Origin of the sequence: Oceanimonas sp. MB9, assembly GCF_011319775.1 — a bacterium.
In the GTDB taxonomy this organism is placed as follows: Bacteria; Pseudomonadota; Gammaproteobacteria; order Enterobacterales; family Aeromonadaceae; genus Oceanimonas; species Oceanimonas doudoroffii.
In genome coordinates, this window is sequence record NZ_VFBE01000010.1 from 78,064 (window position 1) to 92,154 (window position 14,091).

Genomic DNA, 14,091 nt, shown 5'->3' on the forward strand with positions numbered 1-14,091 from the left:
GTGAATCTCCTTGATTTTTATATGTCATTCCTGCGGGAATCGGGGGTGATATTGTTGGTCAGCCTCCACGTCATAAACGAACGCAACATTTCATTACGCCAGGCCTGTAGATCTTTATTTTCCAGGCGCTGTCTTAACGCTTTCATTTCCTTGCTTGCCGCCTCGATGGCATTACTGCTCCAGGGGGTGGGGTTTGCCCTGCTACTGGCAATGGAAAAATAAAGCGGGGCCAGCCGGCGGGCATAATCACCAATACCATCGGGCGCATTCAGATCGATGGTCTGAAATGGCCCCATAAAAGACCACCTTAAGCTCAGTCCATCGCGGACGGTTCGATCGATTTCGTCAATGGATGCATAACCTTCTTCAAACAACCACCAGGCTTCATTCAGCAGCGCTCCCTGAAGACGGTTGAGAATAAAGCCCTCTATTTCTTTTTTGACCTGAACCGGGGATTGCCCTACTTGTTGCATCAGCGCCATGGTTCGCCGAACGGTGGCATTGCTGGTCCAGGGCGCGGGAACGACTTCCACCAGAGGGATCAGGTGAGGCGGATTGACCGGGTGGGCAATCACGCATTGGGTGCGATGGATGAGGTGCTCGGTAAATGCCGAGCAGGGAATGCCGGATGCCGAACTGGCGAGAATGACATTGTCTTCGACCTGTTCGTCGAGCGCCGAGAAAATAGCTGTTTTGACGTCCTCGCGCTCAAAGGCCGCTTCCTGTACGTAACATGCGTCTTCAATGGCTGTGCTCAGTTCAGTGGTATGGCGAATGGCGCCCAACCATGCATGAAGCTCGTCATCGTTTGCTGCCTGAGTTTTCAACTCTGCTTCAATGTATTTTTTGGAAGCGGAAAAGGCGTTTTCATTCTGGTCGAAGATACGGACCTCATGGCCTTTTCTGGCAAATACAATGCCCCAGGAGGAGCCGATCAGCCCCGAACCAATGATTGCAATTTTACTCATGGTGAATACCCGTGTTCAGAAGGCAGGGTGTGGGTAAATGGCGCCGTATGCCTTGAACGCCGTAGAAGTCGCGCTGCAGGCACCGGTCCGAAAAGGACTGTCGGCGAAGAAGCCTGCCTGCATGGATGTATTCACCGGTAGAAGCATCACCTGAACCTCTCTACGCTCTTCGTTTGACCAGTGTGATTCAAAAATCGCAATGAATTCGTATGCATTATGATAAGGGGATGTTACAGGGTCGTCAAGGAGCTCTTTGCCGTGTTTTTATACCCGGTCGTTTATGTATGCTTTTTGTTAATCACTACAGTGGCTTATAGGTTTTTTGTCTTTTCTGAACGAATAATCGTCAGTAATGCCAGTGGCGTGAGACTGGAAGACAGATCACACCTGCAGGACGGAATCATGGTCCATTGTTGAATACGTAGTCGTTTTCGGCTAGAACGGTAGATCATTCACTTGCAGAGAGGTACCCCCATGTCTGTTCCGGCTACTCCTTCTTTTTCATTGGTTGGGAAAATTGCGTTGATCACCGGTGCCAGCAAAGGCATCGGCCGTGCGGCGGCCCTGGCCCTGGCAAACCAGGGGGCCCATGTGGTGTGTGTGGGGCGTGGCAGGGAGGCGCTGGATGTGTTGTGCGAGGAGATTCGCCAGCTCGGTCAGAGCGCGGAAGCCCTTGAGGCAGACATGTCCTCCATGCGGGATATTGTCGACAAGATTGGGGGGGTGCCCCGAATCGACATTCTGGTGAATAACGCCGGCACCAATATTCCCGAAGCCTTCGTGGACGTGACGGAAGCGCATTTCGACCAGCTGGTTCAGCTCAATATCAAGGGATATTTCTTTGTGGCGCAACAGGTTGCCGCCAAAATGCAGGCCCACGGAGCAGGTGGCAGCATCATCAACATGTCGTCCCAAATGGGCCATGTGGGGGCCGCCCAGCGCACGGTGTATTGCATGACCAAGCATGCGGTAGAGGGCCTGACCAAGGCCATGGCGGTAGAACTGGCCCCGCATGCCATTCGGGTCAACAGCCTGTGTCCGACCTTTATCAAGACGCCCATGACCGAACCCTTCTTTGCATCCCGGGCCTTTCAGGAAGACACCCTGACTAAAATCCCTCTGGGCCGCGTAGGCACAGTGGAAGACATTATGGGGGCGGTGATTTACCTGGCCTCCGATGCCAGTGCCCTGGTCACCGGCAGCAGCCTCAAGGTCGACGGCGGCTGGACGGCGCAATAATGAAAATGCGCTCGCTGCAACTTCTTCCAGCGAGCGCTGTTGCCATAAAGGATTATGAAGTTCGACTACGGTAAAGCACCCAGAGGCAGAGGGCTCCCAGCAGCAAGGAGAAACCCACTGTGGTGCTCGTCAGGCCGGCATATTGTGAACCCATACCGGCGAGAATGACCGGCAGGCTGAAGGGCAGGTAGCTGAGCAGGTAGAACAACGCGATAACGCCGGAGCGTTGTGAAGCCGGGGCCCGCGCCAGCATGGCCTTTTTGGTGCCCAGAAATCCGGCGCCAAACCCGACCCCGGAAGCGATGCCGCCCAGCAGCAGCCAGACTGCCTGATGCCACCAGGCTCCCAGCACTATCATCGACAAGCCGATAATCATTGAAATACAGGAAACCCGAACATTGGTGACCGCCTGCCGGTGCCGAAGGGTCACCGCCGCGATGCCGCCAACAAATGGCAGCAGAAAGATGAGGAGGCCGTCCTGCCAGGCCGCCTCGCTGGCCATGATGCCGGCACTCAGTGAGGGCATGAGCGCCAGGTAGAAACCGCACAATGCCCAGCCCGCCATGTTGACGGGGGCAATGCCCCAGATGACCGGCTTGATGTTCGCAGGCAACACCATCACCGTGCGCTGACGCGCCCGCGGCAGGAAGGGGCAGTGGTCATGGAGGCAGACGAGCTGCTGGAACGTCTGACGGACAAGTTGTTGGCACCATTGTTATACCGGGTCATTTACGATTCCAGAGGGGTCGGTGAAGGTCAGCTGGACGCCTGGATAAAGGACGCCATTCACCGCTGATCCCCAGCGACGACGAAACCTGTACTCGTGTTTATCGGGGTTGAACCGGGTCGCACTTTCGTGCCCGCAGCGGCCACTTTTTCATGAAGATTGTGTTGCACCCGGCTTGCTTCCCGGCCAGCTTCGGCATGGTTTTTCAAGCTCTCGGGAGTTTGTGCTTACTTACTTTCTACTCGAATGAACACTCATGATTTGAGTGGTTACCAAAAGTATACTGGTTGAATATCGTTACCAACCTTCTAGACTAATTCTTCAGGCACCATAATCCCGAACTTAGTCGAAAGGCTCGCCATGTCTAACCAGCTGTCCACCCTGCTCGCACAATGGTATCCGCAAAGGTCTCAGGCCGAATGGGTGTTGGGTACCGTCTACCAGACGGAAGGCTCAAGTTACCGCAAGGCCGGCGCCATGATGTTGTTCAGCAGCCTGGGGCAACAGCTGGGTATGCTGAGCGGTGGCTGTCTGGAAAGCGACATTCAGCTGCACGCCCGCAAGGTGATGCAGACCGGCAGCGCCATGACGCTGCGCTACGATGGCAATGATGAAGACGATCTGTCCTTTCAGCTTGGCATTGGTTGTGGCGGCGTGGTGTATGTGTTGCTGCAGCCCGTTACCGCCGGTAATGACTACCTGGGGCTGGAGCAGGTGCATCAGGCGCTGTCTGCAAGACAACATGGCGTTTATTACCAACGCATTCCCGAAGCCAACGGCAGGGTAGAAGGGCGCTTTCTGCTCAGCGAGGCCGTTTCCGGCAACTCCTTTCATATCAAGGGCCAGCTGATTCGTGACGGAGACGAGCAGTGGCTTGAGACCCCCATAGTGCCAGAGCCTCACCTGCTGATCGTGGGCGGAGGCCTGGATGCCAGATCCGTGTCTGCCATGGCCCATACACTGGGTTGGCGGGTCAGCATCTGGGATCCCAGACCGGCCAATGCGCGTGCCGAGTTTTTTATGTCGGCAAGCGACATCCTGCGTGCCCCGGCCGACACACTCACGTATTTTGTCAGTGCCCGGCGCGTGGATGCGGCGGTATTGATGGCCCATAACATCAGCCTGGATGGCGCGGCTCTTCGGGCCCTGCATCAGACGCCGCTGCGTTACCTGGCCATGCTGGGGCCCAGCCACCGGCGAGACCAGGTGCTGGAGTGGGCGGGGCTGTCCATCGACGATATCAATATGCGCCTGGCAGGACCGGCCGGCCTGGCCATTGGCGCCGCGCTGCCCGAGAGCATCGCCCTGGCCATTCTGGCCGAGTGCCACGCGGTACTGGCCGGTGGCAGCACGCGGTCACTGAGCGGAGTGCTGTAGTCATGCCGCGCATTGCTACCCTGATCATGGCCGCCGGTGGCTCCACGCGCTTTGGCGGCTGCAAACTGCTGGCGTCCGTCAATGGAATGCCGCTGCTGAGAAGAAGCATCAACACCGCCCGGCAAGTGACGCTGGGGCATGTATTTACGGTGACCGGCGCCTGGCATAACGAGGTTGAGCAGGCGAGCACCGACGAGTCCTGGGAGCCTTCATCCTTTATTTACCACCGTGACTGGGCCCGAGGGCTGGGCAGTTCCATTGCGGCCGGAGTGCGTCACCTGGTTGCCGGTCGGACGGGCTATGACGCCATTCTGGTCATGCTGGCGGATCAGGTCGACCTGACCCCCGCCAACCTTGCGGCGCTCACCGCGCAGGCCAGCCCGCAGGCCCTGTTGTGTGCGGCCTATAGCGAGTCCCGCCGCGGCGTGCCGGCCCTGTTTGGCAGCGTGTATTTTGACACCCTGATGCGCCTGAACGGCGATAGTGGCGCGCAGCAACTGCTCAGAGCCGGGTCTTCTGCGGCGATAGCGCTGCCCATGCCAAGTGCGGCGGTGGATATCGATACGCCGGCGGCGCTGGCCGCCTGGCATCAGGCGGCCATTTCCCATGAGTCATTCCTGTCGGGGTCTGCGAACAGTTCAGATTCAACCAATCCACTACCAGCAAGCCCCCATCACAGCCCCCAAAAAGAGAGTTACCACCATGATTGAGTTCACGTTAAATGGCCGGCAGGTCAGTACCGAGGCCGAGGCAGATACGCCGCTGCTTTGGGTTATTCGGGACGAGTTTGACCTCAAGGGCACTAAATATGGCTGCGGCGTTGCCATGTGCGGCGCCTGTACCGTGCATATTGACGGCAATGCCTATCGCTCCTGCTCCTATATGGTTGGCCAGGTGGCCGGCAAGTCGGTGACCACCATAGAAGCACTGGACAACCACCCGCTTCAGCAAGCCTGGATAGAAGAGCAGGTGCCCCAGTGTGGTTACTGCCAGTCCGGCCAGATCATGCAAGCCGCCACCTTGCTCGAAGCCAATCCTAACCCTTCCGAGCAGGACATTGTGAACCACATGAGCACCAACTACTGCCGCTGTATGGCGTATGTACGGATCAAGAAGGCCATCCAGCGGGCCGCTACCGAGTCTCAGGCCGGCGTGAATATCTTTGACCCCAGCGCGCCCAATCAGGAGGCCTAAACCATGAATAGCCTGAAAGCGAAGAAGGACACCATAGATCTGTCACGCCGCAGCTTTTTGATCGGCACCGTGCATGCCTCCGTGATGATGGCGTTTGCCCCGGCCATCTTTTCTTCTGCCCTGAGCGCGCAGGAAGCGCTGTCTGACAAAATGTTTTCTCCTACCATCTGGTTTGAGATGGATGCCCAGGGCAATGTGATGATTAACATCGCCAAGGCAGAGATGGGGCAGCATATCGGCACGGCGCTGGCGCGGATCCTGGCGGATGAGCTGGCCTGTGACTGGGACAAGGTGACCATCAGGCATGTGGATACCGATCCCAAGTGGGGCTATATGGTGACCGGTGGCTCCTGGTCCATCTTCCATTCCTACAAGCCGCTGTCTCAGGCCGGTGCCGCCGGCCGGCTGGCACTGATTGACGCCGGCGCAAAACTGCTGGGTGTGAGTGCAGAGCAGTGTGAAGCCCGGGATGGCAAGGTCTTTCATGGTGACCGGTCCGTCAGTTATGGCGATATCGTCACCAGGGGTGAGCTCAACAGAGTATTTACCGCCGAGGAAATTGCCGAACTGCCCATCAAGCCTTCCAACAAGCGCCATTTGATAGGCAAGCCTTCCAGGGCGCTGGATATTCCGGCCAAGACCAATGGTACCGCCGTGTATGGCATCGATGTGGAAGTGGAAGGCATGGTGTATGCGCGCCCGATTCTTCCTCCCACCCGCTATGGCAGTACGGTTGAAAGGGTGGACGACAGCGCAGCGCGTGACATCAAGGGATACCTTGGCTATGAGGTGCTGAAAGACCCCAGCAAGACCTGTGAGGGCTGGGTGACCGTGATTGCGGATAACTTTCCCTCGGCCATCAAGGCCGCCAATGCCATCAAGGTGGACTATAAGGCGGGCGAAACCGCCACTGTCAGCGAAGCCGACCTGCAGAAAGAAGGGGAGCGGCTGGTGCGGGATCGCACTCAGGGGCTGCTGTTTGTTGATGAGGGTGATGTCACCAGGGCGCAGGCCGACTCCGGCAAAACCATAGAGGCCCTCTATACCACCGCCACCGCCAGCCACTTTCAGCTGGAGCCGTTAAATGCCCTGAGTGAATTCAGGGACGGCAAGTGGCATGTGCATACGGGGAACCAGTGGCAATCACTGACACTGCCGACCATTGCCAAGGCCGCCGGCGTTTCCGAAGACGACGTCATCATGCATCAGTACTACCTGGGAGGGGGCTTTGGACGTCGTTTGTACGGAGACTGGATCGTGCCCTCGCTGCTGACCGCCAAGGCCATCGACAAGCCGGTCAAGCTTATCTTCACGCGAGAAGACGACACCCTGTTTGATCAAAGCCGTTCGGCATCTACCTCACTGTTTCATGCTTCTTTTGATGATAACGGCAATTTCACCGGCCTGGAGCACGCCTTCGCCGCCGGCTGGCCCACCCTGACCATGGCGCCCGGATTTATGGCCGACAGCGTGGACAAGAAAGGCAAGATCGACATGTTCTCCGCCTCGGGCGCCGATCACTGGTACAGCATGGCCAACCACCGTGCGCGCGCGATCAACAATGAACTGGCGCAAAAAACCTTTACCCCCGGCTGGTTGCGCGCCGTGGGGCAAGGCTGGATCGTCTGGGGCCTGGAGTCGTTTATCGATGAAATCGCCGTGGAACTCGGCAAGGATCCGGCCGAGTTCCGTCTGGCGTTGCTGGATGGCGCCGGCAAGCAGGCGGGCAAGGCGCCGGAAAGTGTTGGCGGAGCAAAGCGCCTGCACAACACCCTGGCACAGCTGAAGGCCAAGGTGGCAGATATCAAGCTGGAGGCGGATGAAGGCATCGGCTTTTCGGTCAGCGCGGGCCAGGAACGTACCATGCCGGCCTGGATTGCCACGGCGGCGCATGTTCATGTGAACCGCCAATCCGGAAAGATTACCGTCAAGAAACTCTGGGCCGTTGTCGACGCCGGCATTGTGATCCACCCCGATGGCGCCCTGGCGCAGATTGAGGGCTCATTGCTTTGGGGTACCAGCCTTGCCCTGTTTGAGCACAATGCCTACCAGGATGGCCGGGTCAGCAAGACCAACCTGCATAGCTATCTGCCGTTGCGCATGAACGACCTGCCGGAGATGGACATTGAATTCATCGAGAGCGATGAATTTCCGGTCGGCCTGGGTGAGCCCGGTGTCATTGGCGTTGCACCGGCGATTGGCAACGCGGTTTATCAGGCGGTGGGCATTCGGTTGCGCGAACTGCCCATGCTGGCCAACCACGTACTGAATACCCTGGCGGTTGGATAAATCTGGCGGATTACACCAGGCGAAAGTGTTCCGCGTATCGCGCGTGGAACACTTCCTTTGGCCTGAATCGGTTACCACGGTCGTGTGCCAATGACCGGTAACACGTGATGAAAGGGAATGGTGACAACAATGAAGGCTCTTACATCGGTATCACTGAATTCTCTGTTTCTGGCAGTGGTGGCGCTGGCGCCACAGCATGCCAGGGCAGACGCCTATTCGGATTACATGGCCTCGCCATCGGCGGCAGGGGCATTCCAGTATCTCTACCAGGTGGCCACCCACCCACGTTGTGCCAATTGTCATGGTGTGGTGGAAGATGGTATACACCGGCCGACGGTGGGCGATCAACGTATTCCGCACCCGATGAATATTACCTCGCTCAACAACATTCGGCTGATCGCACAGGATGGCAAATTTGTCATGGCAGACAATCTGCAGCCGGTTAACTGCCGAAGCTGTCACCGGGACGAAAACGGAACAGAAGCGGGCATGCCTCCCGGCGCCGCGAATGATTTAATGCCCGGGTTTGTCTGGCATATGCCGCCCGTCACCATGGTGATCGAGCAAGACATCACGCCGGCGGAACTCTGCAACAACTGGCTCGACCCGGCCAAAAACAGCTTCCTGGCGATGCGTGGCGGTCGATCCGATATGGCGACCTTTAAAAAGGAGTTTGAGCACCATGTTCAGGACGATCCCCTGGTGCGGTGGTCGTGGGACCCCGGGCTGAATCGCACCCCGGCGCCCGGCTCCCACAAGGATTTTGCCCAGGCCATGACACTATGGATTGATGGCGGTGCGCCCTGTCCCGCTGGCTGATGCCTATGAAACCTCACAGGGGAGCATTGAATGCCGCGTAATATTCTGATCCTGTTTGCTCATCCTTCGCTTCATCGATCAGAGGCCAATGCTCCCCTGCTGGCAACGGCACGACAGGTTGACGGTGTCTCTGTTATCGATCTTTACGCGGAGTACCCCAACTTCGCCATCGATATCGACAAGGAACAGCAGCGCCTGCGTCAGCATGAGATCATTATCTTTATGCATCCCCTCTACTGGTACTCCACGCCTGCCATGCTCAAGGAATGGCAGGATCTGGTGCTGGAATATGGGTTTGCTTATGGCGCCGGCGGCACCGAACTGAAAGACAAAATCTTTCTCAGTGTCACCACCGCCGGAGCGAACGCCGATGCCTATTGCGCCGAGGGGTTCAACCACTTCAGCCTGAGGGAGTTAATGCGCCCTCTGGAGCAGACCGCCCGCATTTGCGGCATGCATTACTTGCCCCCCTTCGTACTCTATGGTGCACGCACTGCCGGCGACGAAAACAGGATTCAGCCGCACCTGGAACGCTGGCAACGGCTGCTGATCGCATTGAGGGACAACACTCTGGATCTGAACCGGGCGCAGTCGGCCGCCTCTCTCAACGACGTGCTCTCGCTGTCCGCGGAGGATATGTCATGACGGTTTACTTCATTCAGGCCTTTATCTATCTGTGTGCGGCGGTGATCACCGTGCCCCTTGCCAAGCGCCTGGGCATGGGCTCGGTGCTGGGTTATCTGATTGCCGGGGTGATCATCGGCCCGGTGATTGGGCTGGTGGGTGAAGAAACCGAAACCTTGCAGCATTTTGCCGAGTTTGGGGTGGTCATGATGCTGTTTCTGGTTGGCCTGGAGCTGGAGCCGAAGGTGCTGTGGTCTATGCGCAACCGGCTGCTGGGGCTTGGCGGATTGCAGGTTGGGCTGACGTCGGTCGCCGTGGCCGCGGGGTTGATCGTCCTGGGCCTGGATTGGCGCCTGGCCACGGCCATCGGCGTTATTCTGTCACTGTCTTCCACCGCCATTGTGCTGCAGACCCTGAACGAAAAGGGACTGACCAGAACCGAGGGCGGGCGGGGTGCGTTTTCCGTGTTGCTGTTTCAGGATATAGCGGTCATTCCCATTCTGGCGTTGCTGCCCTTGCTGGAATTTCCGGCGTTAATGGCCGCGGGTGCGGCCGTTGCTGAACAGACGGCCGAGCACGCCCATGGCAGTGCGCTTGAGCATCTGCCCAACTGGTTGTATGCGCTGGCGGTACTGGGAGCCATTGCCGGCGTTATTCTGGGAGGGTACTTTCTCAGCCGCCCGCTGTTCCGGTATGTGGTGCAGTCGGGTCAGCGCGAAGTATTTACGGCAACGGCCCTGATGCTGGTCATTGGCATCGCGGCACTGATGAGCCTGGTGGGGCTGTCTCCGGCATTGGGAACCTTTCTTGCCGGTGTGGTGCTTGCCAACAGCGAGTTTCGTCATGAGCTGGAGTCCAATATCGAGCCCTTCAAGGGGCTGCTGCTCGGGCTGTTTTTTATTACGGTTGGCGCCAGCATCGACTTCACCGTGTTGGCAGCAGAATGGATGCTGGTGATTGCGGCCGTGATAGGGCTGATGACAATAAAGGCGGCCATTATCTATGTGGTGGCTCTTCCCTTTGGCCTCGCCAAGAGCGACCGCTGGCTGTTGGCCCTGAGTCTGGCTCAGGCAGGGGAGTTTGGCTTTGTCTTGATCAGTTTCAGCCTGCAGAATCATGTTATTCCTGCCGAAGTGGCCCAGCTTGTGGCGCTGGTGGTGGCCATCTCCATGTTCCTTTCTCCCGCACTCTTTATTGCGTATGAGAAGGTGCTGCTGCCCCGTTTCACCGTTGCCAGCAATACGCGGGAAGCCGACCGAATCGACGAGCAGGGGAAGGTGCTCATTGCCGGTGTTGGGCGGTTTGGCCAGATTGTGAATCGTTTGCTGGTGGCCAATGGCATCAAGACCACGGTGCTGGATCATGAGGCCGGACAAGTCGAAAACCTGCGCAAGATTGGTGTGAAAAGCTATTTTGGTGATACGACCCAGCCGGAGCTGCTACATGCCGCCGGCATAGAGCAATGTGCACTCTTCGTTGTGGCCATTGATGACAAGGTGCGCGCGGTGGAGCTGGTCAGGCATGTGAAGCGTGATCATCCCGGGCTCACGGTACTTGCCCGCGCCCATGACCGTGGCCATCTTTATGAGTTGCAGGAAGCGGGAGCGGATCATGTAGTCAAGGAGACCTATCATTCGGCACTGGCCCTGGGGGGCGAAGCGTTAACGCGTCTGGGCCTGCATCCGTTCCGGGTTGAGCAAAAGAAGTTCATCTTCCACAGCATGGAGGATGGTATTCAGGGCACCATGTATCAGGACTGGAAAGCCACCGCAGGGGAAGGGCGGCATTTGACCAACTACCGGCAATTGTTCCTGGAACTGGAAGTGTCGCTGAGACAGGCAATGGAGCGCGATCGGGCGGATAATCATGCACATGATGAGCGCGGCTGGGCACCACCACCCAAAGGCTATGATCAAGTGCTTAAAGAGGCAGACAAGACAGCCTCTGAACAGTGATACGACGTCATGCATGCCGGCCAGGGAGGCCATCGCCATGCACTATTGGCTCAGTCTTTTTGGCCAAACCGGCCAGCCAGTTGGTGTTGTCCTGGCGCAGAAAGTTGCCGAAAGCGCTCGCCCAGGGTCAGTTCCAGCCGGCGCAGGGTGCGCTCCAGTTGCACGCGTTCGGCGTGATTTTCGGTCGCGGCCAGCAGATCCTGCAGGCGCAGATATTCCTTGCGAGCTTCCAGTTCCGGCGGCAGGTAGCCGGCGTTTTTCAGCAGCCGGTAACCGGCGCGCAGGTGCTCGGGCACCAGGCTGTCGTCTTCCAGCTGCTGGGGCCGACCGGCACCGGGCAAATCGTCAAACTGACCTTCCTTGCGCGCCTGGTTGATGGCCTGCTCGGCCAGCTGGTCAATTAACCACATGATTCCTCCGTACTCATGCCCGCCCCATACCAATACTACCTTCGCCGGCAAGAGGGTTAGCGGGAAGGCGACACGGCCACCAGGCGCCGGCTCTGCAGCAGGGTGTAGGCGCCGCTGCCCACAATCAGTACGCTGCCGAGCACCGTCATCACATCCGGCTGCTCGTGAAATACCAGCATGCCCAGCACCAGGGCAAACAGCAGGCGGGTATAACGAAACGGGGTGACCACGGAAATTTCTCCGGTGCGCATGGCAATGGTCAGGGCGTTGTAGGCCGCCACACCGAACAGGACGGCGGCCAGCACCTGGGCCGCCGTGGCAGGAGCCATCTTCCAGCCGTCGAGCGCCAAGGCCTGTCCGTTGACAAGCTGAAGCAAAATGCCCGAGGGGATCAGCACCAGAAAACCGCATACACCCAGCTGAAAGTTGGACAAGGCGGGTGGTGCGGCCCGGGTGGCCAGATCCCGGCCCGCAAACCCCAGGGTACTGATGACGGCAAACAGAGAGGCAGGGTTAAAACCCTCCAGTCCCGGCCGAATGATCATCAGGACACCGGCAAACCCGACGGCAATGGCCAGCCAGCGCTGCATGCCAACCCGTTCGCCAAAAATGACCGCCGCGCCCAGAATCACCACCAGGGGAGACGCCTGCAGTATGGCCGACGCGCTGGAAAGCGGGGTCAGGGCGATGGCAAGGGCAAAGCACACACGCCCGGTCATTTCACAGAGGGAGCGGATCAGGATGGCGCGGGACCACATGGCTCGGGTCAGAATCGAGCTTCCGCTTCGCCATGTCAGCATCATAAAGATCAGGGTGCCGCCCAGGCCGAATAGGGTGAGCACCACCCCAATGGCCGCCTCGGTGGCCGCCGCCTTGATGAACATGTCCTCGACCGCAAAGGCCGCCATCGCCATCACCATAAATAGGCTGCCGCGCATGTTCTCCATTTGTGCCGCTCCTCCTTGAGTGGAAATACGCTTCGGGGGGATGCCGATCGTGCCCTTCAGCCATCGGCCGGCCAGCGAATTGACGGTTTCACTTGCCGATACAAAAGCTTGAGAAAATCCTGCCAAGCAGGTCGTCGGAGGTAAATTCGCCGGTGATCTGGCTGAGTTGTTCCTGGGCCAGGCGCAGTTCTTCCGCCACCAGTTCGCCGGCCATATACACCTCCAGCTGCTCTTTCGCCATGATCAGGTGCTGATCGGCATGGTGCAGGGCGTCCAGGTGGCGCTGGCGGGCGCTGAAGCCGCCTTCGCCGCCGCCCTGAAAGCCCATGCAGGCCTTGAGATGCTCTTTGAGTGCTTCCACCCCTTCGCCGGTGCGGGCGGAGATGGGGTATACCGGGTGTTCGCCGTCGCTGCTCACGGTCAGTGCCTCGCCGGTCAGGTCGGCCTTGTTGCGCACCACGGTCAGGCCAATATGGGCCGGCAGCCGGTCGATAAAGTCGGGCCAGATGTCTTTCGGGTGCAGCGCCGCCGTGGTGGTGCCGTCCACCATAAACAGAATGCGGTCGGCCTGCTCGATTTCGGCCCAGGCCCGCTCGATGCCGATGCGCTCCACCGCATCGCTGGCCTCGCGCAGGCCGGCGGTGTCGATAATGTGCAGGGGCATGCCGTCGAGGTGAATGTATTCCCGCAACACGTCCCGGGTGGTGCCGGCAATGTCGGTGACAATGGCCGATTCCTTGCCGGCCAGGGCGTTGAGCAGGCTGGACTTGCCGGCGTTGGGCCGGCCGGCGATCACCACCTTCATGCCCTCGCGCATAATGGCGCCCTGACGGGCTTCCCGCTGCACCTCGGTCAGCCGGTCCATGATGCCGTACAGCTCGCCGGCGATTTTGCCATCGGAGAGAAAGTCCACTTCCTCGTCGGGAAAGTCGATGGCCGCTTCCACATAGATGCGCAGGTGAGTAAGCGCTTCCACCAGGCCGTGCACTCGAGTGGAAAACTCCCCCTGCAGGGATTGCAGCGCCGAGCGGGCGGCCTGCTCGCTGGACGCCTCAATCAGATCGGCAATGGCCTCGGCCTGGGCCAGATCCAGTTTGTCGTTGAGAAAGGCGCGCTCGCTGAACTCGCCGGCCCGGGCCGGGCGCAGGCCGGGCAGGGTGAGAATGCGGCGCACCAGCATGTCCAGCACCACGGGGCCGCCGTGGCCCTGCAGCTCCAGCACGTCTTCGCCGGTAAAGCTGTTGGGGCCCTTGAACAGCAGGGCAATGCCCTGATCCAGCACAGTGCCCTGTTCGTCCCTGAACGGCAGGTAGTCGGCATAGCGCACTCTGGGCACCCGGCCCAGCACGGCCTGAGCCACGGCCTCGGCTTGAGGGCCGGAAACGCGAATAATGCCGACGCCGCCGCGTCCGGGGGCGGTGGCCTGAGCGACTATGGTGTCGTTGGACATGGGTTCTGTTACTCCGGAATAAGCTGTTCGGTTCAGTATGGCGGTGATGTCCGCCAATAAAAAAGGCGGCCCTCAGGCCGCCCAGTGTATTG

General features: G+C 59.0%; 14 protein-coding genes. 9 read left to right on the forward strand and 5 right to left on the reverse strand.

Annotated features, from left to right (window positions below):
* Positions 1-17: 17 nt before the first annotated feature.
* On the reverse strand, positions 18-968 hold the full coding sequence (locus OJHNALOF_RS15930) for a 3-hydroxyacyl-CoA dehydrogenase (RefSeq protein ID WP_165662660.1): 951 nt from the start codon (positions 966-968) through the stop codon (positions 18-20).
* Positions 969-1,442: 474 nt separating this feature from the next.
* Between OJHNALOF_RS15930 and OJHNALOF_RS15935 the strand changes: the two genes are divergently transcribed.
* Positions 1,443-2,207 (forward strand): SDR family NAD(P)-dependent oxidoreductase, encoded by a 765-nt coding sequence (locus OJHNALOF_RS15935; protein ID WP_165662661.1) that lies wholly within the window; start codon positions 1,443-1,445, stop codon positions 2,205-2,207.
* A gap of 52 nt (positions 2,208-2,259) precedes the next feature.
* Here OJHNALOF_RS15935 and OJHNALOF_RS15940 read toward each other — a convergent pair whose 3' ends face one another.
* Positions 2,260-2,820 (reverse strand): hypothetical protein, encoded by a 561-nt coding sequence (locus tag OJHNALOF_RS15940; protein ID WP_165662662.1) that lies wholly within the window; start codon positions 2,818-2,820, stop codon positions 2,260-2,262.
* Between the two features lie 48 nt (positions 2,821-2,868).
* Between OJHNALOF_RS15940 and OJHNALOF_RS17100 the strand changes: the two genes are divergently transcribed.
* The 8 genes from OJHNALOF_RS17100 (at position 2,869) to OJHNALOF_RS15975 (ending at position 11,192) form a co-directional block, all read left to right on the forward strand.
* Positions 2,869-3,003 carry a hypothetical protein gene (locus tag OJHNALOF_RS17100; protein ID WP_255459211.1) on the forward strand — a complete coding sequence of 45 codons (135 nt, stop codon included), beginning with the start codon at positions 2,869-2,871 and terminating at the stop codon, positions 3,001-3,003.
* Between the two features lie 291 nt (positions 3,004-3,294).
* Positions 3,295-4,311, forward strand: coding sequence for an XdhC family protein (locus OJHNALOF_RS15945; protein ID WP_165662663.1), 1,017 nt, complete (start codon positions 3,295-3,297; stop codon positions 4,309-4,311).
* 2 nt (positions 4,312-4,313) lie between these two features.
* A complete protein-coding gene (locus OJHNALOF_RS15950; RefSeq protein WP_165662664.1) occupies positions 4,314-5,021 on the forward strand; it encodes an NTP transferase domain-containing protein in 708 nt (235 codons plus the stop codon).
* Positions 5,014-5,505: a (2Fe-2S)-binding protein gene (locus OJHNALOF_RS15955; protein WP_165662665.1), complete on the forward strand. Its 492-nt coding sequence runs from the start codon at positions 5,014-5,016 to the stop codon at positions 5,503-5,505. The genes OJHNALOF_RS15950 and OJHNALOF_RS15955 overlap by 8 nt, the downstream gene beginning before the upstream one ends.
* A 3-nt stretch (positions 5,506-5,508) precedes the next feature.
* Positions 5,509-7,794, forward strand: a complete 2,286-nt coding sequence (locus tag OJHNALOF_RS15960) for a xanthine dehydrogenase family protein molybdopterin-binding subunit (protein ID WP_165662666.1) — start codon at positions 5,509-5,511, stop codon at positions 7,792-7,794.
* 129 nt (positions 7,795-7,923) lie between these two features.
* Positions 7,924-8,613: a hypothetical protein gene (locus OJHNALOF_RS15965; RefSeq protein WP_206063765.1), complete on the forward strand. Its 690-nt coding sequence runs from the start codon at positions 7,924-7,926 to the stop codon at positions 8,611-8,613.
* A 30-nt stretch (positions 8,614-8,643) separates the two neighbouring features.
* Positions 8,644-9,258 carry an NAD(P)H-dependent oxidoreductase gene (locus OJHNALOF_RS15970; RefSeq protein WP_165662668.1) on the forward strand — a complete coding sequence of 205 codons (615 nt, stop codon included), beginning with the start codon at positions 8,644-8,646 and terminating at the stop codon, positions 9,256-9,258.
* Positions 9,255-11,192, forward strand: coding sequence for a monovalent cation:proton antiporter-2 (CPA2) family protein (locus OJHNALOF_RS15975; protein ID WP_165662669.1), 1,938 nt, complete (start codon positions 9,255-9,257; stop codon positions 11,190-11,192). The genes OJHNALOF_RS15970 and OJHNALOF_RS15975 overlap by 4 nt, the downstream gene beginning before the upstream one ends.
* A 50-nt stretch (positions 11,193-11,242) precedes the next feature.
* Here the strand turns inward: OJHNALOF_RS15975 and OJHNALOF_RS15980 are convergent, their stop codons facing one another.
* The 3 genes from OJHNALOF_RS15980 to mnmE form a co-directional block, all read right to left on the reverse strand.
* Complete coding sequence (locus OJHNALOF_RS15980) at positions 11,243-11,602, reverse strand: DnaJ family domain-containing protein (protein ID WP_165662670.1); 360 nt, start codon at positions 11,600-11,602, stop codon at positions 11,243-11,245.
* 56 nt (positions 11,603-11,658) lie between these two features.
* Positions 11,659-12,549: a DMT family transporter gene (locus tag OJHNALOF_RS15985; protein ID WP_165662671.1), complete on the reverse strand. Its 891-nt coding sequence runs from the start codon at positions 12,547-12,549 to the stop codon at positions 11,659-11,661.
* Positions 12,550-12,637: 88 nt separating this feature from the next.
* Positions 12,638-13,999, reverse strand: coding sequence for a tRNA uridine-5-carboxymethylaminomethyl(34) synthesis GTPase MnmE (mnmE, locus tag OJHNALOF_RS15990; RefSeq protein ID WP_094201947.1), 1,362 nt, complete (start codon positions 13,997-13,999; stop codon positions 12,638-12,640).
* Positions 14,000-14,091: the final 92 nt, after the last annotated feature.

What these genes read in the sequence shown, in the direction of transcription:
- OJHNALOF_RS15930 (WP_165662660.1), bottom strand. Translation starts at nt 968, where the DNA reads ATGAGTAAAATTGCAATCATTGGTTCGGGGCTGATCGGCTCCTCCTGG.
- OJHNALOF_RS15935 (WP_165662661.1), top strand. Translation starts at nt 1,443, where the DNA reads ATGTCTGTTCCGGCTACTCCTTCTTTTTCATTGGTTGGGAAAATTGCG.
- OJHNALOF_RS17100 (WP_255459211.1), top strand. Translation starts at nt 2,869, where the DNA reads ATGGAGGCAGACGAGCTGCTGGAACGTCTGACGGACAAGTTGTTGGCA.
- OJHNALOF_RS15945 (WP_165662663.1), top strand. Translation starts at nt 3,295, where the DNA reads ATGTCTAACCAGCTGTCCACCCTGCTCGCACAATGGTATCCGCAAAGG.
- OJHNALOF_RS15950 (WP_165662664.1), top strand. Translation starts at nt 4,314, where the DNA reads ATGCCGCGCATTGCTACCCTGATCATGGCCGCCGGTGGCTCCACGCGC.
- OJHNALOF_RS15955 (WP_165662665.1), top strand. Translation starts at nt 5,014, where the DNA reads ATGATTGAGTTCACGTTAAATGGCCGGCAGGTCAGTACCGAGGCCGAG.
- OJHNALOF_RS15960 (WP_165662666.1), top strand. Translation starts at nt 5,509, where the DNA reads ATGAATAGCCTGAAAGCGAAGAAGGACACCATAGATCTGTCACGCCGC.
- OJHNALOF_RS15965 (WP_206063765.1), top strand. Translation starts at nt 7,924, where the DNA reads ATGAAGGCTCTTACATCGGTATCACTGAATTCTCTGTTTCTGGCAGTG.
- OJHNALOF_RS15970 (WP_165662668.1), top strand. Translation starts at nt 8,644, where the DNA reads ATGCCGCGTAATATTCTGATCCTGTTTGCTCATCCTTCGCTTCATCGA.
- OJHNALOF_RS15975 (WP_165662669.1), top strand. Translation starts at nt 9,255, where the DNA reads ATGACGGTTTACTTCATTCAGGCCTTTATCTATCTGTGTGCGGCGGTG.
- OJHNALOF_RS15980 (WP_165662670.1), bottom strand. Translation starts at nt 11,602, where the DNA reads ATGTGGTTAATTGACCAGCTGGCCGAGCAGGCCATCAACCAGGCGCGC.
- OJHNALOF_RS15985 (WP_165662671.1), bottom strand. Translation starts at nt 12,549, where the DNA reads ATGGAGAACATGCGCGGCAGCCTATTTATGGTGATGGCGATGGCGGCC.
- mnmE (WP_094201947.1), bottom strand. Translation starts at nt 13,999, where the DNA reads ATGTCCAACGACACCATAGTCGCTCAGGCCACCGCCCCCGGACGCGGC.